At 65.3% G+C, this 20,910-nt stretch carries 21 protein-coding genes; 14 read left to right on the top strand and 7 right to left on the bottom strand.

The window, feature by feature from the left end:
* Positions 1-44: 44 nt before the first annotated feature.
* From AC1C2Q_RS09455 to ectA, 3 genes are all read right to left on the bottom strand, one after another.
* Complete coding sequence (locus AC1C2Q_RS09455; RefSeq protein WP_495430839.1) at positions 45-437, bottom strand: ectoine synthase; 393 nt, start codon at positions 435-437, stop codon at positions 45-47.
* A complete protein-coding gene (ectB, locus tag AC1C2Q_RS09450) occupies positions 434-1,750 on the bottom strand; it encodes a diaminobutyrate--2-oxoglutarate transaminase (RefSeq protein WP_495449897.1) in 1,317 nt (438 codons plus the stop codon). The genes AC1C2Q_RS09455 and ectB overlap by 4 nt, the downstream gene beginning before the upstream one ends.
* Before the next feature lie 73 nt (positions 1,751-1,823).
* Positions 1,824-2,273, bottom strand: coding sequence for a diaminobutyrate acetyltransferase (gene ectA, locus AC1C2Q_RS09445; RefSeq protein WP_495450565.1), 450 nt, complete (start codon positions 2,271-2,273; stop codon positions 1,824-1,826).
* A 314-nt stretch (positions 2,274-2,587) separates the two neighbouring features.
* Between ectA and AC1C2Q_RS09440 the strand changes: the two genes are divergently transcribed.
* The 9 genes from AC1C2Q_RS09440 (at position 2,588) to AC1C2Q_RS09400 (ending at position 11,503) form a co-directional block, all read left to right on the top strand.
* On the top strand, positions 2,588-3,646 hold the full coding sequence (locus AC1C2Q_RS09440; RefSeq protein WP_495449896.1) for an ankyrin repeat domain-containing protein: 1,059 nt from the start codon (positions 2,588-2,590) through the stop codon (positions 3,644-3,646).
* Between the two features lie 52 nt (positions 3,647-3,698).
* Entirely contained in the window at positions 3,699-4,841 is a 1,143-nt protein-coding gene (locus AC1C2Q_RS09435) for an aminotransferase class V-fold PLP-dependent enzyme (RefSeq protein WP_495449895.1), read from the top strand.
* Positions 4,842-4,885: 44 nt separating this feature from the next.
* Positions 4,886-5,776 carry a siderophore-interacting protein gene (locus AC1C2Q_RS09430; RefSeq protein WP_495449894.1) on the top strand — a complete coding sequence of 297 codons (891 nt, stop codon included), beginning with the start codon at positions 4,886-4,888 and terminating at the stop codon, positions 5,774-5,776.
* 88 nt (positions 5,777-5,864) lie between these two features.
* Complete coding sequence (locus AC1C2Q_RS09425; RefSeq protein ID WP_495449893.1) at positions 5,865-7,481, top strand: amidohydrolase; 1,617 nt, start codon at positions 5,865-5,867, stop codon at positions 7,479-7,481.
* 190 nt (positions 7,482-7,671) lie between these two features.
* On the top strand, positions 7,672-8,430 hold the full coding sequence (locus tag AC1C2Q_RS09420) for an SDR family oxidoreductase (protein ID WP_495430833.1): 759 nt from the start codon (positions 7,672-7,674) through the stop codon (positions 8,428-8,430).
* A gap of 58 nt (positions 8,431-8,488) precedes the next feature.
* Positions 8,489-9,082 carry a TetR/AcrR family transcriptional regulator gene (locus tag AC1C2Q_RS09415; RefSeq protein WP_495449892.1) on the top strand — a complete coding sequence of 198 codons (594 nt, stop codon included), beginning with the start codon at positions 8,489-8,491 and terminating at the stop codon, positions 9,080-9,082.
* Complete coding sequence (locus AC1C2Q_RS09410) at positions 9,066-10,073, top strand: NADPH:quinone oxidoreductase family protein (protein WP_495449891.1); 1,008 nt, start codon at positions 9,066-9,068, stop codon at positions 10,071-10,073. The genes AC1C2Q_RS09415 and AC1C2Q_RS09410 overlap by 17 nt, the downstream gene beginning before the upstream one ends.
* Positions 10,070-10,804 carry a glucose 1-dehydrogenase gene (locus AC1C2Q_RS09405; RefSeq protein WP_495449890.1) on the top strand — a complete coding sequence of 245 codons (735 nt, stop codon included), beginning with the start codon at positions 10,070-10,072 and terminating at the stop codon, positions 10,802-10,804. The genes AC1C2Q_RS09410 and AC1C2Q_RS09405 overlap by 4 nt, the downstream gene beginning before the upstream one ends.
* Before the next feature lie 63 nt (positions 10,805-10,867).
* Entirely contained in the window at positions 10,868-11,503 is a 636-nt protein-coding gene (locus AC1C2Q_RS09400) for a flavin reductase family protein (RefSeq protein ID WP_495449889.1), read from the top strand.
* An 80-nt stretch (positions 11,504-11,583) separates the two neighbouring features.
* Here AC1C2Q_RS09400 and AC1C2Q_RS09395 read toward each other — a convergent pair whose 3' ends face one another.
* Positions 11,584-13,047, bottom strand: coding sequence for an HNH endonuclease signature motif containing protein (locus AC1C2Q_RS09395; protein ID WP_495449888.1), 1,464 nt, complete (start codon positions 13,045-13,047; stop codon positions 11,584-11,586).
* An 898-nt stretch (positions 13,048-13,945) separates the two neighbouring features.
* Between AC1C2Q_RS09395 and AC1C2Q_RS09390 the strand changes: the two genes are divergently transcribed.
* Genes AC1C2Q_RS09390 through AC1C2Q_RS09370 form a run of 5 tightly spaced genes read left to right on the top strand, consistent with a single transcriptional unit; the run spans position 13,946 to position 18,724 of the window.
* Positions 13,946-14,659 carry an ABC transporter ATP-binding protein gene (locus AC1C2Q_RS09390; protein WP_495449887.1) on the top strand — a complete coding sequence of 238 codons (714 nt, stop codon included), beginning with the start codon at positions 13,946-13,948 and terminating at the stop codon, positions 14,657-14,659.
* Positions 14,656-15,390, top strand: a complete 735-nt coding sequence (locus AC1C2Q_RS09385) for an ABC transporter ATP-binding protein (protein WP_495449886.1) — start codon at positions 14,656-14,658, stop codon at positions 15,388-15,390. The genes AC1C2Q_RS09390 and AC1C2Q_RS09385 overlap by 4 nt, the downstream gene beginning before the upstream one ends.
* Positions 15,390-16,268, top strand: coding sequence for a branched-chain amino acid ABC transporter permease (locus AC1C2Q_RS09380; protein ID WP_495430825.1), 879 nt, complete (start codon positions 15,390-15,392; stop codon positions 16,266-16,268). The genes AC1C2Q_RS09385 and AC1C2Q_RS09380 overlap by 1 nt, the downstream gene beginning before the upstream one ends.
* Positions 16,265-17,425, top strand: coding sequence for a branched-chain amino acid ABC transporter permease (locus tag AC1C2Q_RS09375; protein ID WP_495449885.1), 1,161 nt, complete (start codon positions 16,265-16,267; stop codon positions 17,423-17,425). The genes AC1C2Q_RS09380 and AC1C2Q_RS09375 overlap by 4 nt, the downstream gene beginning before the upstream one ends.
* A 12-nt stretch (positions 17,426-17,437) precedes the next feature.
* The gene (locus AC1C2Q_RS09370) at positions 17,438-18,724 is read left to right on the top strand and encodes an ABC transporter substrate-binding protein (RefSeq protein ID WP_495449884.1); all 1,287 of its coding nucleotides are present in this window, start codon (positions 17,438-17,440) and stop codon (positions 18,722-18,724) included.
* A gap of 65 nt (positions 18,725-18,789) precedes the next feature.
* Here the strand turns inward: AC1C2Q_RS09370 and AC1C2Q_RS09365 are convergent, their stop codons facing one another.
* The 3 genes from AC1C2Q_RS09365 to AC1C2Q_RS09355 all read right to left on the bottom strand — a co-directional run bounded on the left by AC1C2Q_RS09365 (position 18,790) and on the right by AC1C2Q_RS09355 (position 20,807).
* Positions 18,790-19,176 (bottom strand): hypothetical protein, encoded by a 387-nt coding sequence (locus tag AC1C2Q_RS09365; protein ID WP_495449883.1) that lies wholly within the window; start codon positions 19,174-19,176, stop codon positions 18,790-18,792.
* The gene (locus tag AC1C2Q_RS09360; protein WP_495449882.1) at positions 19,176-19,655 is read right to left on the bottom strand and encodes a hypothetical protein; all 480 of its coding nucleotides are present in this window, start codon (positions 19,653-19,655) and stop codon (positions 19,176-19,178) included. The genes AC1C2Q_RS09365 and AC1C2Q_RS09360 overlap by 1 nt, the downstream gene beginning before the upstream one ends.
* Positions 19,656-19,826: 171 nt before the next feature.
* Positions 19,827-20,807, bottom strand: coding sequence for an SMP-30/gluconolactonase/LRE family protein (locus AC1C2Q_RS09355; protein WP_495449881.1), 981 nt, complete (start codon positions 20,805-20,807; stop codon positions 19,827-19,829).
* Positions 20,808-20,910: the final 103 nt, after the last annotated feature.

The following is a 20,910-nucleotide window of genomic DNA, read 5'->3' as shown; positions in this document are numbered from 1 at the left end:
TCCTGTCTCTCGTGCTGGTGTCGTTCGGATGGGATCGGATCGGGTCAGGCGGGCTCGGCGACGAGCGGGTACACGCCGTTTTCGTCGTGCACTTCGCGCCCCGTGATGGGCGGGTTGAACACGCACACCGTGCGCATCTGCGTGCGCGGCCGCACTTCGTGCTTGTCGTGGTTGTTCAGCAGGTACAGCGACCCCGGTGCGAGCTGGTGGGTCTCTCCGGTCGCCAGGTCGGTGATCTCGCCCTCGCCCTCGACGATGAACACCGCCTCGATGTGGTTCGCGTACCAGAACTGGTTCACGGTGCCCGCGTACAGCGTGGTCTCGTGCACTGAGAAGCCCACTTGCTCCTTCGCGAGCACAATGCGCTTGCTGCGCCAGTTCTCGGTCTTGATGTCGGCGTCGGTGTCGGTGATCTCATCGATGGTGCGGACGATCATGCGGGGGTGTGCTCCTTGCTCTCGGCGATGTGGTGGGTGTGGTCTGCGGCATCCGGATCGGGCTCGCCCAGCACGGCGCGAATCGATTCATCGATGATCATGAGGCCGCGGTCCAGTTCGGCATCGGTGATCGTCAACGCCGGAAGGATCTTCATGACCTCGCCCTCGGGCCCGGAGGTCTCCATGAGCAGGCCTCGTGTGAACGCCGCTTGGCAGACGGCCTCCGCCATGTCACCCGACGGGAACTGCAGACCGCGCGCGAGACCGCGGCCCTTGGCGACGAGGTCGTGCTGCGGGTACCGCGCGACGAAGGTGTTGAACCACCCTTCGACACGTGCCCCCTTGGTGAGGGTGGAGTCGCGCAGCGTGTGGTCTGTCCAGTAGCGCCGCAGTGCTTCGGCTGCGGTCGCGAAGCCGGGGCTGATGCCACGGAAGGTGCCGTTGTGCTCACCCGGCTGCCAGACATCCAACTCTGGCTTGATCAACGTGAGCGCCATCGGGATGCCGTAACCGGAGATCGACTTCGACAGGCAGACGATGTCGGGGACGATGCCGGCTTCTTCGAAACTGAAGAACTCACCGGTGCGGCCGCAGCCCATCTGGATGTCGTCGACGATCAGCAGCATGTCGTACTTCTTGCAGAGTGCTGCCAGCGCGCGCAGCCATTCCGCACGCGCGACGTTGATGCCGCCCTCGCCCTGCACGGTCTCCACGATCACGGCGGCCGGAGCGTTCAATCCGCTCCCGGTGTCTTCGAGCAAGCGCTCGAAGTAGAAGAAGTCCGGGTAGTCGCCATCGAAGTAGTCATCGAACGGCATAGGTGTCGCATGCACGAGCGGCACGCCAGCGCCGCCGCGCTTGAGCGAGTTTCCGGTCACCGACAGTGCGCCGAGCGTCATGCCGTGGAAGGCGTTGGTGAAGTTGATGACCGATTCACGGCCGGTGACCTTGCGTGCCAGCTTCAGCGCGGCCTCGACGGCATTCGCTCCACCCGGGCCAGGGAAGACGACCTTGTAGTCGAGATCGCGAGGCTTCAGGATCACATCGTTGAAGGTCTCGAGAAAGTCCCGCCGCGCCGAGGTGAACATATCGAGCGAGTGCACGATGCGGTCATCGGCCAGATAGTCGAGGAGGACTTTCTTCAGCGCGGGATTGTTGTGTCCGTAGTTCAACGCCCCGGCGCCGGTGAAGAAGTCAAGGTATTCCTTGCCGTCTTCGTCGTACATCGCGCTGCCGACGGCTCGGTCGAACACGACCGGCCATGAGCGGGAATAGCTGCGAACTTCGGATTCAAGCTGGGTGAAGATATTCATCTGCTGTGGTTCTTCTCCTTGAGGGTCACGTGCGGGGGAGTGCACGCCGCCCTGAACGGGCGGATGGTGGCGGCTACATCGGCGGACCGATCTCGTACAGCCGTTCGGGGTCGTGGGACGCGGCATCCGAGCTGTCGAGGCTCAGGTGTGCGCTCTCGAAGAGTGGGGTGACGACGACGGGCGCGTCACTCCAGCGGCGCGCGAGGCTTCGGAAAGTCTGTTGTGAGGCGATGTTGTCGTCGGTGATCGTCGTCTGCAGGGTGCGCACCGGCGGGTGCACAGCAGTGTCGTGGATCAGATCGTCGAGCATCTGTCCTGCCAGTCCCAGACCGCGGAAGCGCTCATCGACGGCAACCTGCCAGATGAACAAGCATTCTGGGTCGGCCGGGCGACGGTAGCCGAGAACGAATCCGGCCGGGCGGTCGTCGACAAGCGCGATGCGGCACGTTGCGGCGAAGTCTCGGGCGTAAAGGACGTACGCGTACGAGGAGTTCAGATCGAGAGTCTGAGAGTCGCGCGCGATGCGCCAGAGCTCGATTCCTTCGGCGACGCTTGGCGACCGAATCAGGCTCGTCCTGCCCGACCGCGCATCGATATGCGCGGCCCGTGCTGACGTGCTCGGCTCAATCGAGCCGGGGGAAGTCAGAGCGTTTCACCATCCCGGATCGAGGGGTGAAACGCTGGCGAGTTCATGTTCATGGGGGAGTGGACTCCGCTGAGAAACAGCTTCGGTCCGCTCTTCACACTGTCATGCTCATGCCAAGACCTCAAATTTGGGCCCGGCTCCGCCCCGCAAATATGTGATCGGGAGTGCCCGGCATTTCGTAGGCTGGCCGCATGGCACGCACGAAGCGAAAAACGCTCCCGAAGAACTTCGATGAGATCCTTCGATCTGGTGATCTGGTGGCCGTGCAGAAGGTGTTCGACAAGAGCGCATTGGACGCCTACGGGGGATATCGCCGGCAGACGGCGATCGGATACGCGGATGCTGATGAGGACGTCATTCGGTGGCTTATCGCGGAGGGCGCTGATCTTGAAGCAGGTGATGAGAAGGATGCGACGCCGCTGATCGCGCACGCCGGAGCCTGGAACGGCAAGGTCGCGCTGCTCCTTGAGCTCGGTGCTGATATCGCCGCCCGCGACAGCAACGGGATGACGGTCCTGCACGAGGCAGTCCCGTTCCACACTCACAACGTCCGGATTCTGCTGGATGCCGGAGCCGACGCGCTTGCCCGGAACGACGACGGGCAGACGCCGCTCGCGCGCGGACTGCAGCGGTGCTCGACCACGGCGATCGAGGAAATGGCTGAGATCGCCGAACTGCTGCTCGCGGCGGGTGACGCGGTCGACGATGGGATGCGTGAGTCCGTGCGCCGAATCGCGGCAAACTTCGAAGACATCCGCGAAGTCTTCAATGAGGAGTCGCTGCCCACAACGGATGCTGCACTGAACCGCCTCTACGAACTCTTCGGCGTGGAACCCATCGTCGCCCCTGAGCGCCATGACGGTACGTCACCGATCCTGCTCCCCGAGGGTGACTGGGTCGAACAGCACAGTGCCCTGTTCGACTCCCTCATCCCGGCGATGGGTGCGGCGGCCACGGCACAGGGCGAGGCGATCCGCATCACTGGGCGCGTGGTCAACGAGCTCGACGGCAACGGAGGCATCAACTGGGACGACCACTTCCGACGGATGGTCGACACACTCCTCGTGCTGTTGCGTCGCGGCATCCCGCTGGATGATGAAGATCTGGCGGATGCTGCGAAACGGGCCGCGCGCGTGCGCACGGCCCGACCGTATGAAGACGATGTCGCAGCCCTGGCCCGGTATGCCGTGGTCTGGGTCGGGCGCAACCCCACTCCTCTTCCCCTCGGCGAGGTTTCGTACGAGCGCTGATGGGAGGAGATCGTCCCCGTCGAGTGATCGCGGCCTGTGGCATGCTGGGCGCATGATGACCCAGCCGCACCTGCCGCACGATGATGTCGACCCGGATGGCCTGCTTGAGTATTCGGTGGTCTTCACTGACCGCTCCCTGAACCACATGTCAGCCCGCTTCGTCGGTGTCATGCAGCAGACCCTCGAGATCCTCGAGGAGGCGTACAACGCGCACACTTCGGCGATCGTCCCCGGCGGCGGCACTTACGCGATGGAAGCGGTCGCTCGTCAGCTCGCCAGCGGACGGCGTACTCTCGTGGTGCGCAACGGTCTGTTCTCGTTCCGGTGGTCGCAGATCCTTGAGGTCGGCGGCATCAGCGATGACGTCACGGTGCTCGCGGCCCGCCCTGACACCGATGACCTGCAGGCCACGTGGGCGCCAGCGCCGATCGACCAGGTCACCGGAGTCATCCGCGCTCGCCGCCCTGAAGTCGTCTTCGCGCCTCATGTTGAGACCGCCGCCGGCATGATCCTGCCCGACGATTACATACGCGCCCTCGCGGATGCTGCGCACGAAGTCGGCGCTCTCCTCGTACTTGATTGCATCGCCTCGGGTGCGATGTGGGTCGACATGAAGGAACTCGGAGTCGATGTGCTGCTCAGCGCTCCGCAGAAGGGCTGGAGCGGATCGCCGTGCGCCGGGTTCGTGATGCTCAGTGAGGCAGGGGCAGATGCCGCACGCTCCAGAGTCTCGACGAGCTTCGCCATCGACCTCGCCAAGTGGTTGACGATCGCTGACGAATATCGCGCCGGACGAGCGGCCTACCACGCGACCATGCCCACTGATCCGCTCACTCACAACCTCGCCGCCATGATCGCGACCCGCGAGCGCGGGTTCGAGGCACTGCGTACGGCGCAGATCGAGCTCGGCACTCGCGTTCGGTCACTACTGGCCGGGCGTGGATTCACCTCGGTGGCGGCATCCGAATTCGCAGCTCCCGGCGTCGTGGTCGTTCACACGGCTGACCCTGCGCTGAAGTCTGGTGCGGCGTTCAAGGAGCAGGGTCTGCAGATCGCTGCCGGAGTTCCGCTGCACTGCGACGAACCGGAGGGCTTCTCGACCTTCCGCCTCGGGCTTTTCGGCCTGGACAAGCTCGCGGATATCGATGGCACGGTGGCTCGTCTGGAAGCGGCGCTGGACCGAATCCAAGGCTGACCCGCGGGTTCGAGGTTCGGGTGAGGATGGCCTAACCTCGAAGCATGACGACAGGGCGCGCAGAGCAGACATCGGGTGGTCACGAAGGCGGTGGCCGTCCGCGTGGTGTGCAGCAGGTCTTCGAAGTCGTCCGCACCGAGCTGATCGCACCTCAGCTTGTCCGGGTGCACCTGGGTGGGGGAGCGTTTGATGCATTCGTCACGAACGCTGGCGACGAGAAGCTTGCGAAGACCGACAAGTACGTGAAGTTCCAGTTCGCCAAGCCCGAGTTGGGTCTGCAGCCGCCGTACGACCTCGATGCCCTGCGCACCGAGCTCGACCCCGCCGACATTCCGGTGCGCCGCACTTACACGGTGCGCTCGGTCGACTATGACGCGAAGACCATCGCGGTGGACTTCGTCGTGCACGGAGACGAAGGACTCGCAGGGCCCTGGGCGGCGAAGGCGCAGCCCGGCGACCTCGTCGCGCTCTCGGGTCCCGGCGCGCAGTACTCACCGGCTGAGGGCGATGTCACCTACCTGCTCGTCGGGGATGATTCCGCGATCCCGGCCGTTGCCGCTGCCCTTGAGGCGCTGCCGTCGACGGCGCGTGGCATCGCACTGATCGAGGTCTCGGATGCGAGCGAGCAGATCGAGCTTAGCTACCCCGCCGCTGTCGAGGTGCGGTGGCTGCATCGGATAGTTTCGGGTGTGGCGACGCCCTACGGCGAGCTGCTGGTCGCAGCGGTGGTGGCTCTCGATCGCCCGGATGGCGAGGTCGATATCTTCGCTCACGGAGAGCGCGAGTCGATCAAGCGCATCGGCGCCCACCTGCACAGCGAGTGGGGCATCGAGCGTCGGGCAATGTCCGTATCGGCATACTGGGCCTACGGTCGCAGCGAGGATGCGTTCCAGAACGAGAAGCGCAGTCCCGTCGGACAGATCTTCGCGGACTGACGCTCATACGCTGCCCCGAGCGCGCTGCGCACGAGCGCGCTGCCCACGAATCTCGCTACGCATGGGGTGCGCCTGCCAGACTGACGGCATGACGACAGTCTTCACCGGTCACATCCGTCCGCTCACGACCGACGTCGATGCGCCCGGCGCTGCAGGTGCAGATCTCGTAGAGGCGATGGCCGTCGAAGGCGGACGCATCCTCGCGCTCGGCACGGTGATCGAGATGACAGATCGGTTCCCGGATGCCGAGACTGTCGCCCTGGACGGATGGGTTATGCCCGGACTCATCGAGCCGCACGGTCATCCCGCCTACTCGTCGATCCTGCTCTCGATCTTTGTCGTCGACATCCGTCCGGTGGTGATCCCGGATGCAGCCGGCGTCCTCGCTGCGCTGAAGCAGGCCGTCGCGGACGCCGACGGGCAGGCTGTCTTCGCGAACGGGTGGGACTCGCTGCTGCAGCGTGGGCTCCCCGATCCGGACATCCACTGGCTCGATGAGTTCGCCGGTGAGACTCCCCTCGTCGTGATCCACAACTCCGGACACTCGGCTTACTTCAACAGCGCGGCCGCTCGTGCGGCTGGCATCGATGGCAGCACTCCTGATCCGGCCGGCGCGCGTTTCGCTCGTGACGCGAGTGGCGGCCTCGCCGGCGTCGCTTTCGAAGAAGCAGCGGTCGAGCAGGTCGTCGCCCCGATGCTCGGTAGCGCGCAGCAGCATCTGCCTGAGCTGCTCGTCACCCATCTGCGCGACCTGGCTCGTCGGGGCATAACGACGGTCGCTGATCTTTCGTGGAACCCCGATCTCAACCCGCTCGTCCAGGCGCTGCATGCCAAGGGTGCACTGCCAGTGCGGCTGCGCTGGTACGAGATGTCGCGGCCAGGTGGCACGGCGGCACCTCGCGGAGATGACGATGCGGTGTTCCGTCAGACCGGGGTGAAGACCTGGTCGGACGGCTCCCCCTGGATCGGCAACATCGCCACATCCTTTCCCTACCTCGACACCGAGGCAACCCGCGGTCTGGGTCTTGAGCCGCACCACATCGGCACCGCGAACTACACGTCAGAGCAACTGCTCGCGATCGCCGAACCCTATGCCGCGGGCGGATGGCAGCTCGCCTGTCACGCGCACGGCGATCTTGCGGTCGACTCCACGCTTGACGTCTACGAGCAGATCATCACCGCTCATGCGTTGACCGACCATCGTTTCCGTCTTGAGCACTGCGGCGCGATGACTCCGGCGCAGTTCGAGCGCGCAGCATCCCTTGGTGTGACCGTCAGCCTGTTCGTCGACCACATCACCTACTGGGGCGAGGTGCTCGTCGACGACCTGTTCGGCGCCGCGCACGGCGGAGCCTGGGCGGATGCCGGTGCGGCATTCGCCGCTGGACACCGCGCCACGTTCCACAACGACGGCTGGGTCACTCCGAACGAGCCGTTCCGCAACATGGCGGTCGCAGAGTCGCGCACCACTCGCAGCGGGTTCCGGATGCCTGGTGGCACGCCGGTCACTCGCGCCCAGGCGCTCGCGGGCCAGACGACGAACGCGGCATGGCAGCTGTTCAGCGAGCACGAGATCGGCGCGCTCGCACCGGGACTGTTCGCCGACTTCATCGTCGTCGACCGCGACCCGGTGACTGTTTCTGCGGAGGATCTGGCCGAGACCGTGGTGCGGGCGACGTACCTGGCGGGTGCGCTCGTGGGCTGAGCGCGTCTGGTCGCTTCGCGGCCGCGAGGGGTCGCACATGGTCGCTTCGCGCCCGGGAGGGGTCGCACATGGTCGCTTCGCGGCCGGCGAGACGGCAATGTGCGCCACCTCAGGACGCGGGGTGGCACGCACCACATGCTACAGTTGCTCAAACCGACTGGACGGTATGTAGATCGCGCAAGGAGGCGCCATGTCCGCAGCACGATTCGACGGCACAGCACGCTTTAACGACACAGTCTCACTGATCACCGGGGCGAGCCGCGGCATCGGCTTCGCCATCGCTCAGCGCATCGTCGCCGAGGGTGGCTCAGTGATCATCACTGGCCGTAAGCAGGAGGCGCTCGATGCTGCCGTCGCGGAGCTCGGGTCCGCCGCATCCGCCGTCGCTGGCCGCGCCGACGACGCCGATCACCGCGCTGCTGTCTTCGCGCATATCGCAGAGAAGCATGGCCGTCTCGATCACCTCGTGAACAACACCGGAATCAATCCCGTCTACGGACCGATCATCGACGTAGACGCGGATGCCGCGCGCAAGATCCTCGAGGTCAATGTGGTCGCAGCCCTCGACTGGACTCGAGCCGCGCTTTCTGCCGGTCTCACCCGCAGTGTCGTGAACATCGCGTCGGTGGCTGGGCTGAGCGCGAGCCCCGGCATTGCGTTCTACGGCATATCCAAGGCGGCGCTCATCAACCTCACGGCGCAGCTCGCCTACGAGCTCGCCCCCGGCATCCGCGTCAACGCCGTCGCCCCTGCCGTGATCAAGACGGCGTTCGCGCGAGCGCTTTACGAAGGACACGAGGGCGAGGTCGCGGCGGGCTATCCACTCGCACGCCTCGGCGAACCCGCTGACGTGGCCGGTCCCGTCGCCTTTCTGCTCTCTGACGACGCTGGATGGATGACGGGACAGACGGTGTCGATCGATGGCGGCGCCAGCATCCGTCCACTCTGATGGATGGCTCTGACGCGCAGGTCCGACGCGCGATCGGGATTCACGGGAGGATGAGGGTATGAAGGATTCACACGTCGCAGAAGACGTCACCCGCGCCGCCGTCGAGCTGTTCGCCATCCGCGGGTATGCGAACACGAGCGTGCAGCAGATCGTCGAGGCTGCCGGCGTCACCAAGGGCGCGATGTACCACTACTTCGAGTCGAAGGACGATCTGCTCTTCGGCATCTACGACTCGCTGCTGTCGCTGCAGAAGGCGCATCTCGACGAGATCATCGCGCGCGGTGGGGCGACAGACGAGGTGTTGCGCGCGGCGTGCATCGACGTGCTCGAGACCTCGATCGATCACATCGCCGAGGGGGCGGTCTTCTTCCGCAGCATGAACATGCTCTCGGCGCCCCGGCAGCAGGATGTCACGCGCCGCCGCCGCGGATATCACGACGAGTTCGCGGCCCTCATCGAGGCCGGACAACGCGATGGAATCTTCCGCGACGACATCCCGGTTGCCCTGCTCGTCGCGCACTTTTTCAGCGACGTGCACTACCTGTCGCATTGGTATTCACCCGAGGGACCGGAAGGCAAGACGCTCATCGCCGAGCAGATCACCGACCTGTTCCTCGCCAGTCTGAGGAGAACGGATGCCGTCCACCACTGAAGTTCCGCAGTCCATGCGCGCCTGGCAGGTCACCAGTCTCGGTGAACCCGCAGATGCGCTGACGCAGCAGAGCGTGCCGACACCGGTACCCGCCGAAAGCGAGGTGCTCATTCGGGTCGCGGCGGTTGCGGCGAACTTCCCGGATGTGCTGCTCGCTCGCGGCGAATATCAGGTGAAGCCGGATCTCCCCTTCATTCCCGGAGTGGAGTGCAGCGGGACAGTGGTCGCCGTGGGCGTCGGCGTCTCTACGCACGCGGTCGGTGACAGGGTCATCGCGGGGAAGATCGGCGTCCTCGCCGAGTACGCGGCAGTGGATGCAGCAGCCGTGCACCGCATCCCCGACAGCTTCGACTTCGAGGCGGCGTCGGGTCTGAACGTCGCGTACCAGACGGCATGGTTCGCACTGCATCGTCGGGCGAAGCTGCAAGCGGGCGAGTGGTTGCTCGTGCATGCTGCGGCGGGTGGAGTGGGGGCTGCCACCGTGCAGCTCGGTGTCGCCGCAGGCGCAAGGGTGATCGGCGTGGTGGGCAACGAGGTGAAGGCCGAGGTTGCTCGTGCCGCGGGAGCAGAGCACGTCATTCTGCGCAGCGATGACATCGTCGGCGAGGTCAAGCGCATCACGGGCGGCCGAGGCGTTGACGTGGTGTTCGACCCGGTGGGAGGGGCCGCGTTCGCAGCCTCCACCCGTGTGGTCGCCTTCGAGGGACGCATCGTCGTGATCGGCTTCGCGAGCGGTGAGATTCCGCAGCTCGCGGTGAGCCATGCGCTGGTGAAGAACTATGCCGTGCTCGGGCTGTATTGGGGTCTCTATCAGGAGCGCATGCCGCACCTCGTCGATGAAGCGCACGAGGAGCTGGTCCGACTGTTCGAGGCGGGCAAGATTGCGCCGGTGATCGACAGCGTGGTGGCGTTCGACGATGCACCGTCTGCGATCACCAAGCTCGCGACTGGTGCGACTGTGGGCCGCGTGGTCATCCAGGTCTCGTCATGAACGATCTCGATGGCAGGGTTGCGCTGGTCACCGGCGGCGCCCGTGGCATCGGTGAGGCGTACGTCCGCGCGCTGCATGCAGCCGGTGGAAGGGTCGTGATCGCCGACATCCTTGAGGATGCCGGGCGCGCGCTCGCAGCGGAGTTGGGTGAGCGTGCGTTGTTCGTGTCGTTGGACGTCACGGATGAGGCGCAGTGGGATGCCGCGGTGGATGCTGCCGTGCAGGCCTTCGGCGCCGTCGACGTGCTGGTCAACAACGCCGGTATCGCGAATGCCGCGCCGATCGAGCATCTCAGCACCGAGAAGTGGAATGCGGTGATCGCGGTGAACCTCACCGGCACCTTCTTCGGATGCCGCGCGGTGGTGCCGATCATGAAGCAGCAGGGCAAGGGATCGATCATCAACATCTCCTCGGTCGAGGGGATGCGCGGTAGCGCAGGTCTGCATGGCTACACGGCGGCGAAGTTTGGGGTGCGCGGACTCGCGGCATCGCTCGCGGTCGAGCTCGGACCGTTCGGGATCAGGGTGAACTCAGTGCATCCGGGGTTCATCAATACCTCGATGACGACCAGGATCGACCCTGCACATCTCGACATTCCACTCGGGCGGCCCGGTGAGCCGGAGGATCTGGCGGGAACGATCGTGTTCCTTGCGAGCGATGCGTCGTCGTTCACGAGCGGCGCGGAGTTCGTCGTCGACGGCGGCATGATCGCCGGCATCCCGCACCGCTGAGATCTTCAATGTCGCGTCGGATTTCCGCCAGCATTGGGGCCGCCGCGCTGGTGAACTGAGCGCATGACACGCGCGCTGCTGACGTCCCCTCACCACATCACAATCGACCCCGCGATTCTGTACTGGGGCACGCCCGTGGTCCTCATCTCCACAATCAATCCAGACGGCACTGCGAACCTGGCGCCGATGTCGTCCGCGTTCTGGCTCGGCCATACAGGCGTTCTGGGCCTCGGCCGCAGCTCGCATACCGCAGCGAACCTGTTGCGCACCGGAGAATGCGTTCTGAACCTGCCATCCGCAGAACAAGCGGATCTCGTGGACGCACTTGCCCTGACAACTGGAGCAGCCGAGGTGAAAAGATGGAAGCTCGCGGCGGGGTATCGCCACCACGCTGACAAGTTCGGACTGGCTGGCGTGGACTCGATCGCTTCCGACACTGTCGCAGCGCCGCGCGTGGCGCAGACACCGGTAGCGATGGAAGCCCAACTCATCGCCGATCACTTCACAGACATGCATCTGCTGACCGTTGCCATCACTCGAGTTCATGTGCATGAGAGCATTCGCGCGCCGGGAACGAAGAACCGCATCGATCCGGATCGGTGGAGACCGTTGATCATGAGCTTCCAGCACTTCTACGGACTGGGCGCAGAGGTGCACTCCTCACGGCTGTCGACGATCGACGAAGAGCAATACCGTTAGATCACTGAACTCTTCGCATCACTAGGATCTTCGCATCGTTGCGCTCTTCTAATCGTTACGCTCTTCGTTCCGGTCCACCATCATTCGGCGGTGGCGAGTCTTCGTCGGCGGGGACGCAGATTCCCGGCCGGACGCCAGCGTTGTTCGCGATCCCACCACAGCGGGCCGCGCACCTCAGGAACGCCGCCGCTCATGCGGATTCGCCACTCTGACAGGTGCAGATTCCGGTGGTGCCACCAACAGAGCAGCACGCCGTTGTCGGTGTGTGTCGGACCGCCATCGGCGTGCTCCCGAACATGATGGATCTCACACCAGGTGGCAGGAATCGTGCAACCGGGAACGATGCAGCCACCGTCCCGAAGCGTGATCGCCCGCCGTTGGAGGGCGTTGAAGATGCGGGCCGAGGTGCCGATCGAGACGATCCTGCCCTGGCTGTCGAAGAGGACGCGTTGGATGCCGCCCGCGCATCCCGTCTGTGCGGCGACATTTGCAGGAATGAGGTCACCGGTGTTCAACACGCTCGCGTGACCTGTGCCGGTGGCGTAGTCGTCTGCGTTGACGGTCACCACCAGAGTTGGCGCAGCACCGCCCAGCGTCGGAAACTCGCCAGTACGCGCAGCGGTGTTGAGAATGGCGGCGAATGCATCGTGACGCTTCTGCGTGCGCGTGCGCGTATCGACGGGCTCGGTCGAACCGTCGTCCTCGGCTTGATGGTCGTCCTCGGTCGACTGCACGAACTGCACACCGGTGTTGCTGGCGTCATCCGGCCCCTTGACCCGAGGGTTCAGCAGGCTGTCCAACAGCAAGTTCAATTGGCCGGCGACTTCGGGCAGCAGGTCGCCGTAGATCGGGACGCGCCCATCGCGCAGCCGCCCGAGAGTGAGTCCGCGCCCACGGGCGGCACGCTTGTCGGTGGGTTCTGCGCCGTCTGGGTCGAGGTAGGCGACGAGGACCTGGGAGAAAATACCGATGTCTTCCGGCGTCGGCAGCGGGCCTCGGCCCGTGGGCGAATCGAGGTCTGTGTCGATCCCTCTGGCAATGGATGCGAGACGCCGGTCAGCCTCGAGCCGCTGATCGTCGAGGATGCGCGCGCGTGCCTGCTCCAGCGGAGTGATCGCGGCTAGTAGACCGGACAGTCCCAGCGCCCCGTCGATCACCGCTTCGCGCAACGCGGGGTAGCGCGCAGGAAGGAATACACCCTCGGTGATGCTGCGGGTGCGCCTCAGGAAACCGGCGGCCCGCACCAGCCGGTGAGCCTGGCGGGAGTCGACCAAGGTGAGCATTCGAATGAGGTCGACCGCGGTCGCGCACCCGTAGGTGAGGGTGATCCGGTCATCGCGCATCGGAGCCGAGCGCTCCTGCACCTGGACCGCGCTCTCGATCTGCAGGCTCTCGATTCGTCGCTGGATCCGACCGGATGCCTCGAGCAGCGCAGCCAGATCCTCGTCGGAGAGATCGGGAATGACTTCGCGGCCGAACGCGTCGCGCGTCAGCACGGCGAGGGTCTCATCGAGACCCTCGAGCTGTGCGACGACGTTGTTCATACTTACTATTGAACACCTGGCCACAGACATTCGAACTCGATATTCGACCAGGTCAGCGAACTTTTTCTACGTTGCTCCCGTTGGCGGTGATCCGTTCATTGCAGGCGCTCACGCTCGATGACCGTTGCGCCTGCGGCGGGTCCTCGTTGGGACCGCGGCCGGGTGGGATCATTGGTCGCCATTAGGAGCCGGAATGCGAACCAGCCGGCCCGGCACAATCCCAGCGCTCAGCAAATGTCCTCGCCTAGATTGACGCCTTGTGCAGCCCCGCACCCGAATGCGTCAGCGGGCGGTGTGCCGCTTGCGCTGACTAGGGAGGAGACCGAGGAGCACTGGGACGAGGATGCCGAGTGCGCAGACGATCGCTACAGCTGCTGTGCTCATACACTCGATTGTTGCATCGAAGGGACACCGCCACCAGGCATCCCCGTGGGTCTCGAGACATCAAGGTCATGAGACACGTTCTCGGAAGTAGACGGCTCCGCCTCAACGCCTCCGCCTCAACGCCTCCGTGCCGCGACATGATCGGGAAAATCCTCCTGGCCGATTCCGCCGTCTTCGTAGAACGAGTTCAAAAAATTCTGCACGTGGGCGATCAGTTGCTCTCTGGAGAACTTGGAAGCATCGCATGACTCGGTTTCTGTGGAGTGATTGGCAGAGAAACCGATGGTGTAGCCGTAGGTTCCGTGGGCCGGTCCGTTCAGCCAGGTGAAGTCTTAGCTGATGGTGGCACGTGGTTGGCACCTCTCGCTGACACTCAGTCGGTCCATCCAACACTCTGCAACATTTACATACCGCCCGGTCGGTTTCTGAGGTACAGTGGTCGAACCAACGACACGAAGAGGTGCCGATGTACCCGCAAAACCAGCAATCCGACCAGCCTTCCGCGAGGCTAGAGGTGAGTCATCTCACCGTGACTTTCGGCGGTCTCACCGCTGTCGACGACGTCTCTTTCGACGTCCGACCCGGCGAGATCGTCGCCCTCATCGGCCCGAACGGCGCGGGGAAGACGACCGTGTTCAACGCGATCTGCGGTCTCGTGCGCAACCGGGGGAGCATCTCGCTCGACGGTCGTCCGGCACCGCGCCGCACGGCACGCCTCACCAGGCATGGGCTCGCACGCACCCTGCAGGGTCTCGGGCTTTTTCCCGGCCTGACTGTGCGCGAGAACGTCCGGGTTCCGCTCGCCGGACGACGGGATGCCGAGACCACCGTGAGCGCGCAGCTCGAAGCTCTCAACCTCACGGCGCTCGCTGATCGTCCGGTCGCGGCGCTCGCCTACCCAGACCGCAAGCGCGTCGCCCTCGCCAGAGCCCTTGTCTCTTCCCCCACCATGTTGCTGCTCGACGAGCCTGCCGGCGGTCTGGGCACCGATGACATCGATGCACTCGCCACCACCGTGCGCGCCGCCACCGACAGCGGATGCGCCGTCCTGCTCGTAGAACACCACGTCGACTTCGTGATGGGGCTTGCCGATCGCATCGTCGTGCTGGACTTCGGCCGCGTCATCGCGCAGGGCTCCCCAGACGAGGTCCGAACCGACCCTCGCGTGGAAGAGGCCTATCTCGGCGTGAGGGCAGATGCTGCTACCCCAGAGGAAGTCAGCTCATGACCACCATCACGCGCACCGGCGCCGCCCTCAACATCAGCGATCTCACCGTCGGGTACGGCGGCGCACCTGTTCTGCACGACGTCAGCATCGACCTTCGCCCCGGTGAGGTGGTCGCGCTGCTCGGCGCCAACGGCGCAGGCAAGACCACGCTGCTGCGAACGCTCGCGGGGCTCGTGCCTGCGGCATCCGGTTCTATCACGCTTGACGGAACCAATCTCGGCGTCCTCCGCACAGAAGATCGCGCGAGACGCGGCCTCGCCCTGGTGCCCGAAGGTCAGAGTGTCGTTGCCGAGCTCACCGTCGAGGAGAACCTGCGCCTCGGCGCCCTATGGCGGCATCGCGGTGCCGCTCGCGAGCGCGCGATCAATGGCATTTACGAGATGTTCGAACCGCTCGCCCGGCGCCGCACCGCCGATGGGCATCAGCTTTCCGGCGGTGAACGGCAGATGCTTGCACTGGGCCGCGCGCTCGTCTCCGAGCCGCGCGTCCTCGCACTCGATGAGCCTTCGCTCGGCCTCGCACCGCTCGTGGTTGCGCAACTGATGGGCACCCTCCGCGATGCCGCATCGCAGCGCGGCATCACCGTGCTCCTCGCCGAGCAGAACGTCACCGGAGCCCTCTCCATCGCCGATCGCGGCGTCGTGCTCGACCTCGGTCGTGTGGTGGCGGATGCTCCGGCATCTGATCTCGCCGGCGACGCCGCCCTCCGACACGCCTACCTGGGGTTCTGATGGATCGTCTCGCCTTCCTTCTCGCCACCGGCCTCGCCCGCGGTGCTATCTTCGCGCTGTTCGCGCTGTCGCTCGTGCTGATCTGGCGTGCCGCGCGCATCATCAACTTCGCGCAGGGAGCCATGGCGCTCGTCGCCACCTACGTCGCCTTCGCAGTGAGCGCGCTGACCGGCAACTATTTCGCCGGACTCGGCGCTGGCCTGATCGCCGGCGCGGTTGTCGGGCTCGTCATCGAACGCGGAGTGATGCGATTCGCCCCGCATGCCAGTCCGCTCACCGGTGTGATCGTCGCGATCGGGATCGTCATGGTGCTGCAGTCACTGCTCGGCATCCTGTTCGGACCGCAGTATCGGCCCATGGCGGCGCCGTTCGACGACGCACCGATCACCGTCGGCGGAGTGCCGCTGTTCTCTCCGAACGATCTGTTCATCCTGCTCGTCGCGCTGACTGTGATGGCAGCCCTCGCACTCCTGTTCACCCGCACCTCGCTTGGCTTGCAGCTGCGCGCAGCGGCATTCGCCCCCGAAGTGTCGCGCGTACTCGGGGTGCGGGTGAACAGGATGGTGACGATCGGATGGATGCTGTCGAGCGCCGTCGCGGCCCTCGCGGCGATCCTGCTGGTACCGACCGAACTCGGATTGAACCCGCACTCCACCGACATGCTGTTCGTCTACGCCTTCGCGGTCGCGGTGGTCGGCGGCTTGGATTCGCCCGCCGGCGCGATGCTTGGCGGCCTTGTCGTCGGCGTTGCGATGACGCTCGTCACCGGATACCTCGGTGCCACGGTCGCCCCGATCGGCGTACTCGTACTGCTCGTCGCCGTGCTGCTGTTGCGGCCAGGCGGAGTGTTTTCCCTACGAGAGGCGCGCAGCGCATGAACCGCATCCTGCCCGCGCTGCGCGGCCCGCGTCGCACGATCGTGTTCGGCGTGATTCTCACCATCCTCGCGATCGGTGGCACGTTCCTGCTCGATCCGTACCGCAACTTTCAGCTCGCCACGATTGCCGCCACCTTCTGCACGGTGGCAGGACTCACGCTGCTGGTCGGCCAGAGCGGTCAGCTCTCGCTCGGGCACGCGGCCCTCATGGCGACCGGCGGCTACGGCTATGCCCTCACTGCCAATGCCTTGACTGAGGCAGGCGTCGCGGGCGCGCCACGATTCCTGATCGCCTTCATCGTCGCCGTCCTCGCGGCCGGCGTTCTCGGTCTGCTGCTGGGTCTCGCCGCCGCTCGCCTGCGCGGTCCATATCTCGCCGGCGTCACTCTGGCGCTCGTGATCGCGGTTCCTGCGGTCACTGCGGTGTTCTCCGGAGTGTTCCGCGGCGACCAGGGGCTGCAGATCGCCTATGACGGCGTGCCGGAGGCACTGCGCACGATCATCGCCCTCGAGCAGTGGCAGGCGTGGGTCGCCGTCATCGTCGCCGGAGTCGTCGTCACGACGCTCGCGGTGCTGCGCGGCGGCACGCTGGGGCTGCGGATGCGCGCCGTGCGCGATGACGAGACGGCGGCCAGGCTCAACGGCGTCGCCGCCGCACAGGTAAAGGTCACCGCGTTCGTGGTGAGCGCGGTCGCGGCAGGTGCCGGCGGCGCGGTGCTCTGTTTCGTCACACAGTCGGTGAGCCCTGGCGCCTACACTTTGGCGTTCTCGCTGCTGCTGCTTGTCGCTGCCGTGCTCGGTGGCCTCGGCAGCATCGGCGGTGCCGCGATCGGCTCTGCGCTGATCGTGCTGCTGCCGTGGCTCATCGGAACCGCGACCTCGGCGCTTCCGCTACCGACAGAGATCGCGCAGCGCCTCGCCGGCAACCTCCCCGTGCTCATCTTCGGTGCCCTGCTCATCATCACGATGCTCGTGCGGCCCGGCGGGCTCGCCAGCCTTCGTCTGCGCGCGATACGTCGGCAAACGACGGATGCTACGCCGACAGCGCTCGCACCGACGGCGGCGGTCACGGCATCCGGCCCCGATGAGGCATCCGGCGCCTCGGCATCCGCACCCCTGCTCTCGTCTGAACCAATCCTGCAATCCCGTACCCAATGAAAGAGGTGACCCATGTCACAGCACACCCCGCGTCGAAGGATCGCACTGATCGCTACGGCATCCGCTGTTGCTATCGCACTCGCCGGATGCAGCACTCCTGCACCGGCAGATGATCCCGCCGCCGCAACCCCCGGCGTCACCGACGACACCGTCACGATCGGCACGCACACGCCACTCACGGGCCCGGCAGCTGCTGGCTACTCGTCCATCTCGGCCGCGGCCACCGCCTACTTCGCTTACCTGAACGAGCAGGGTGGCATCAACGGGCGCGAGATTGAATACATCGTCAAGGATGACGGCTACAACCCCGCCACCACCCAGACGGTCGTTCGAGAGCTCGTCCAGGAGGATGAGGTATTCGCCATCGTGAACGGCCTGGGAACCGCACCGCACACGGCCGTGCTCGACTTCCTCAACCAGAACGAGGTCCCAGACCTGTTCGTCGCCTCCGGCTCCACGAACTGGAACGATCCGGAGAAGTACCCCTTCACCTTCGGATTCAACGCGGACTACATCGTCGAGTCGGCAGCCCTCGCGCAGTACGCCACCGACGAGTACGCGGGCAAGAAGGTCTGTCTGCTCGGACAGGACGATGACTTCGGCGACGAGATGATCGAGGGCGCGGAACTCGTTCTCGGAGAGGGCGGACTCACCCACGTCGAGCGCTATTCGACCTCCAACCAGGACGTCACCGCGCAGATCGGAGCACTCAAGGCCGCCGGCTGCGAGATCAACATCCTCGGAACCATCAACGGCTTCACCGCTCTCGCGGTGGGTACGGCTGCACAGCTCGGCTGGTTCCCGCAGTGGTTCTCTTCCTCCTCCGGAGCTGACTACCCGACCCTCATCGGCTATCTCGGCGAAGAAGTCGGACCGCAGCTGCTGCAGGGATTCGTGGGGACGAACTACCTGCCCGCACTCGGTGGCGACAGTGACTGGGTGACACTGTTCCAGACGGTCAACGAGGAGTACAACGATGGTGCGCCGTTCGACGGCAACACGATCTACGGCATGAGTGTCGCGTATCTGTTCGCCGAGGCGCTGGCGGCCGCAGGCGAGAACCCGACGCGCGAATCATTGGTGGATGCTGTGCGCTCCGGTGACCTCGCCGGCAACGGCATCCTGCCGCTCTCATTCAGCGAGGACAGCCACGCCGCCTACCTCGGCGTCGGCATCAGCACCGTCGATCAGGGTGTGCAGGACTACGTCGGCACGACGTACTCGGTCGAGGATGGCAAAGTCACCTCGGCCGAACCGGCGCCGGTGGCGCTCACCGCTGAGGGCGTGCCAGGGTCCTGACTTCACGTCCCTCACGAAGAAGCGGCCCGGATCCTCCGATCCGGGCCGCTTCGTGTACGGCCCGGCTACTTCATCGCCGTGGGCGCAACATTCTTCCGTGTGCGCCGTCGCCGGAGCCAGATGACGGTTGTGACGATGATCGGCATTTGAGTGAGCCCGTATAAGAGGTGAAAGGCGTAGTGGGTGAGCGATTGGTCGGGGTCAAAGGGCAGGATCGTCAGCGGCAGAACGGTGACGATCGCACCCGCGAGGTTCAGCGTTCCCCACACCAGCAGTGCCCACGCTGCGCCCGCGCGCAGCGGTGTGAACCAGAGGGCGACAAGTGCGGCGGTGATGAGCAGAGGGATGAGTGATTCTGCGCTCATGATCGTCTGACCTGGCAAGTCCGCGAGGTTATGGACGAACAACCCGATCCACCCAAGGAGTGCGGTCACGGGTACCCACGAAGCCATCAGGCCAGTCCTATCGCGCCGACGATTACCGCGAAACCGCTTGTGAGCAGCGCGAGAGTGTTCGCCGCGACTCGCAGGCCGAAGAAGCGCTCCCAGCGGGCGCGAATTGTGCGCCACTCGGCAGGTGGTTCATCCGCCGACCAGCTCGCCATCCCTCGGTTGATTGGCAGGTCGCCGCGCAGAATCGCGAGGAGGACCAACACAAGGGCGGCGAGTGTGACGGCGTCGGCTGCCACAACGATCACGGCGCCGGTGAAGGCGGCTGCGATCAGCGCCGCGGCGGTGACTGTGAGGCACGAGAGCATCAACGGTTTCGCGAGGCGGGGCGCAGTGAGGTCGATCGCGCGCTTCACCGGAACGTAGACGCTCGCGTCCATCATCCGCAGTGCAGGGTTCAATGCAAAGTAGCCGGTGAGATGCACGCCGAGCAGGAGCGCGATCAGCACGAGCGCGGTGAGCGAGAGGGCGAACGACGTCATGAGCAGACATCCTTTTCGACACAACCTGCGTGTATCTAGTTGTGAGGATGAACGGTGCGTCGGAGGCTGTCAAGAGCATCCGCGGTTCACGCCTCTCTGGCTCCCGGCTGGCAGCGAGTAGTCAACGGCAGTGACTACCCGGTGCCGTTGACTACTTCCCGCTGCCGCCTACTACTTTCCGGTGAGGGTGGCGGTCAACAGGTTCGGGTTGTCCTGGGTGACATAGGCCGCGCTGGGCACGTAGATCGTGTCATCCTGCACGAGCACCGATGTCGGATTGCTGAGGCCGTCGTCTTCGGTGAGTACCGTGGTGCGCTCGCCGTTGGTCACCAGGACGACTTCACTGCTGGGATCGAGCGTCGCGACGATCTGGTCCTCGCGTCCGGTGAAGGCGAAGTCGTCGACGCCAACAAGATCATCGGCTGCGACGGTGATCTCGCCTGCAGCCCCGTCATCCTGGATGTCGATCTGGAGAATCGTTCCGGCGTCGAGATTCGAGACGTAGACATCACCGCCGTGCAACTGCACGCCGTTCGCACCAAGGAAACCGTCCTGAGCGAGTTCGGCATCCTTCGACCAGGTCGACACTTCTCCGTCGAGCGTGATGCTGTAGATCGCAGAGAGCACCGAGTCTGCGGCGAGGAACTGGTCGTGTTGCTCGTCGTAGGCGAGCCCGTTCGGCAGACCGGTCGCTGGGAGCGATGCAACCAGTGTGAACTCCCCGTCGGCGTCGAGCTTCCACAAACCGGTGGTGTCTGCCTCCCCGGTTGCGTACAGCGCGTAGTACGCGTCGTCGACGAGTGCGAGGCCGGTCGCGAGGGGGAAACCGAGCACGGGGGTGGCGGTGCCGCTCCCGGCGGGTGCGGGGAGCGTGCCCAGTATGTCGACGTCGCCAGCGGCGGATATTTCGGCAATCTGGCGGCTGGCCGCGAAGGTGACCGCAACGGCGTCGCCGGCGGTGCTCACGATGTTTTCGGGCAGCTGCCCGGCGGTGAGGTCGAAGGACGCGACGATGCTGGCGTCGGTCGCGTGGGAGAAGACTGCGGGTGTCGCGTCGGCAGGGGCCGCTGGCGCAGCGCAGGCGCTGAGCGTGAGTGCAGCCCCCACAGTGAGCAGGCCGAGACTGGTAGTGGCGAGTCGATTGGTGAACATGAGTGTGTACCTCTTTGGTTGGTGTCGGTGCGGGGGATGCCCGGGTTCCACTGTGCGACCGTGGTCAAGAACGGGCCAGCCCGCCGTGTGGGTATCCCTGAGC

It is taken from the genome of Microbacterium sp. Y356 (assembly GCF_059445355.1).
This window is presented reverse-complemented; position numbering and strand designations above follow the sequence as displayed.

What these genes read in the sequence shown, in the direction of transcription:
- AC1C2Q_RS09455 (WP_495430839.1), bottom strand. Translation starts at nt 437, where the DNA reads ATGATCGTCCGCACCATCGATGAGATCACCGACACCGACGCCGACATC.
- ectB (WP_495449897.1), bottom strand. Translation starts at nt 1,750, where the DNA reads ATGAATATCTTCACCCAGCTTGAATCCGAAGTTCGCAGCTATTCCCGC.
- AC1C2Q_RS09440 (WP_495449896.1), top strand. Translation starts at nt 2,588, where the DNA reads ATGGCACGCACGAAGCGAAAAACGCTCCCGAAGAACTTCGATGAGATC.
- AC1C2Q_RS09435 (WP_495449895.1), top strand. Translation starts at nt 3,699, where the DNA reads ATGATGACCCAGCCGCACCTGCCGCACGATGATGTCGACCCGGATGGC.
- AC1C2Q_RS09430 (WP_495449894.1), top strand. Translation starts at nt 4,886, where the DNA reads ATGACGACAGGGCGCGCAGAGCAGACATCGGGTGGTCACGAAGGCGGT.
- AC1C2Q_RS09425 (WP_495449893.1), top strand. Translation starts at nt 5,865, where the DNA reads ATGACGACAGTCTTCACCGGTCACATCCGTCCGCTCACGACCGACGTC.
- AC1C2Q_RS09420 (WP_495430833.1), top strand. Translation starts at nt 7,672, where the DNA reads ATGTCCGCAGCACGATTCGACGGCACAGCACGCTTTAACGACACAGTC.
- AC1C2Q_RS09415 (WP_495449892.1), top strand. Translation starts at nt 8,489, where the DNA reads ATGAAGGATTCACACGTCGCAGAAGACGTCACCCGCGCCGCCGTCGAG.
- AC1C2Q_RS09410 (WP_495449891.1), top strand. Translation starts at nt 9,066, where the DNA reads ATGCCGTCCACCACTGAAGTTCCGCAGTCCATGCGCGCCTGGCAGGTC.
- AC1C2Q_RS09405 (WP_495449890.1), top strand. Translation starts at nt 10,070, where the DNA reads ATGAACGATCTCGATGGCAGGGTTGCGCTGGTCACCGGCGGCGCCCGT.
- AC1C2Q_RS09400 (WP_495449889.1), top strand. Translation starts at nt 10,868, where the DNA reads ATGACACGCGCGCTGCTGACGTCCCCTCACCACATCACAATCGACCCC.
- AC1C2Q_RS09395 (WP_495449888.1), bottom strand. Translation starts at nt 13,047, where the DNA reads ATGAACAACGTCGTCGCACAGCTCGAGGGTCTCGATGAGACCCTCGCC.
- AC1C2Q_RS09385 (WP_495449886.1), top strand. Translation starts at nt 14,656, where the DNA reads ATGACCACCATCACGCGCACCGGCGCCGCCCTCAACATCAGCGATCTC.
- AC1C2Q_RS09380 (WP_495430825.1), top strand. Translation starts at nt 15,390, where the DNA reads ATGGATCGTCTCGCCTTCCTTCTCGCCACCGGCCTCGCCCGCGGTGCT.
- AC1C2Q_RS09375 (WP_495449885.1), top strand. Translation starts at nt 16,265, where the DNA reads ATGAACCGCATCCTGCCCGCGCTGCGCGGCCCGCGTCGCACGATCGTG.
- AC1C2Q_RS09370 (WP_495449884.1), top strand. Translation starts at nt 17,438, where the DNA reads ATGTCACAGCACACCCCGCGTCGAAGGATCGCACTGATCGCTACGGCA.
- AC1C2Q_RS09365 (WP_495449883.1), bottom strand. Translation starts at nt 19,176, where the DNA reads ATGGCTTCGTGGGTACCCGTGACCGCACTCCTTGGGTGGATCGGGTTG.
- AC1C2Q_RS09360 (WP_495449882.1), bottom strand. Translation starts at nt 19,655, where the DNA reads ATGACGTCGTTCGCCCTCTCGCTCACCGCGCTCGTGCTGATCGCGCTC.
- AC1C2Q_RS09355 (WP_495449881.1), bottom strand. Translation starts at nt 20,807, where the DNA reads ATGTTCACCAATCGACTCGCCACTACCAGTCTCGGCCTGCTCACTGTG.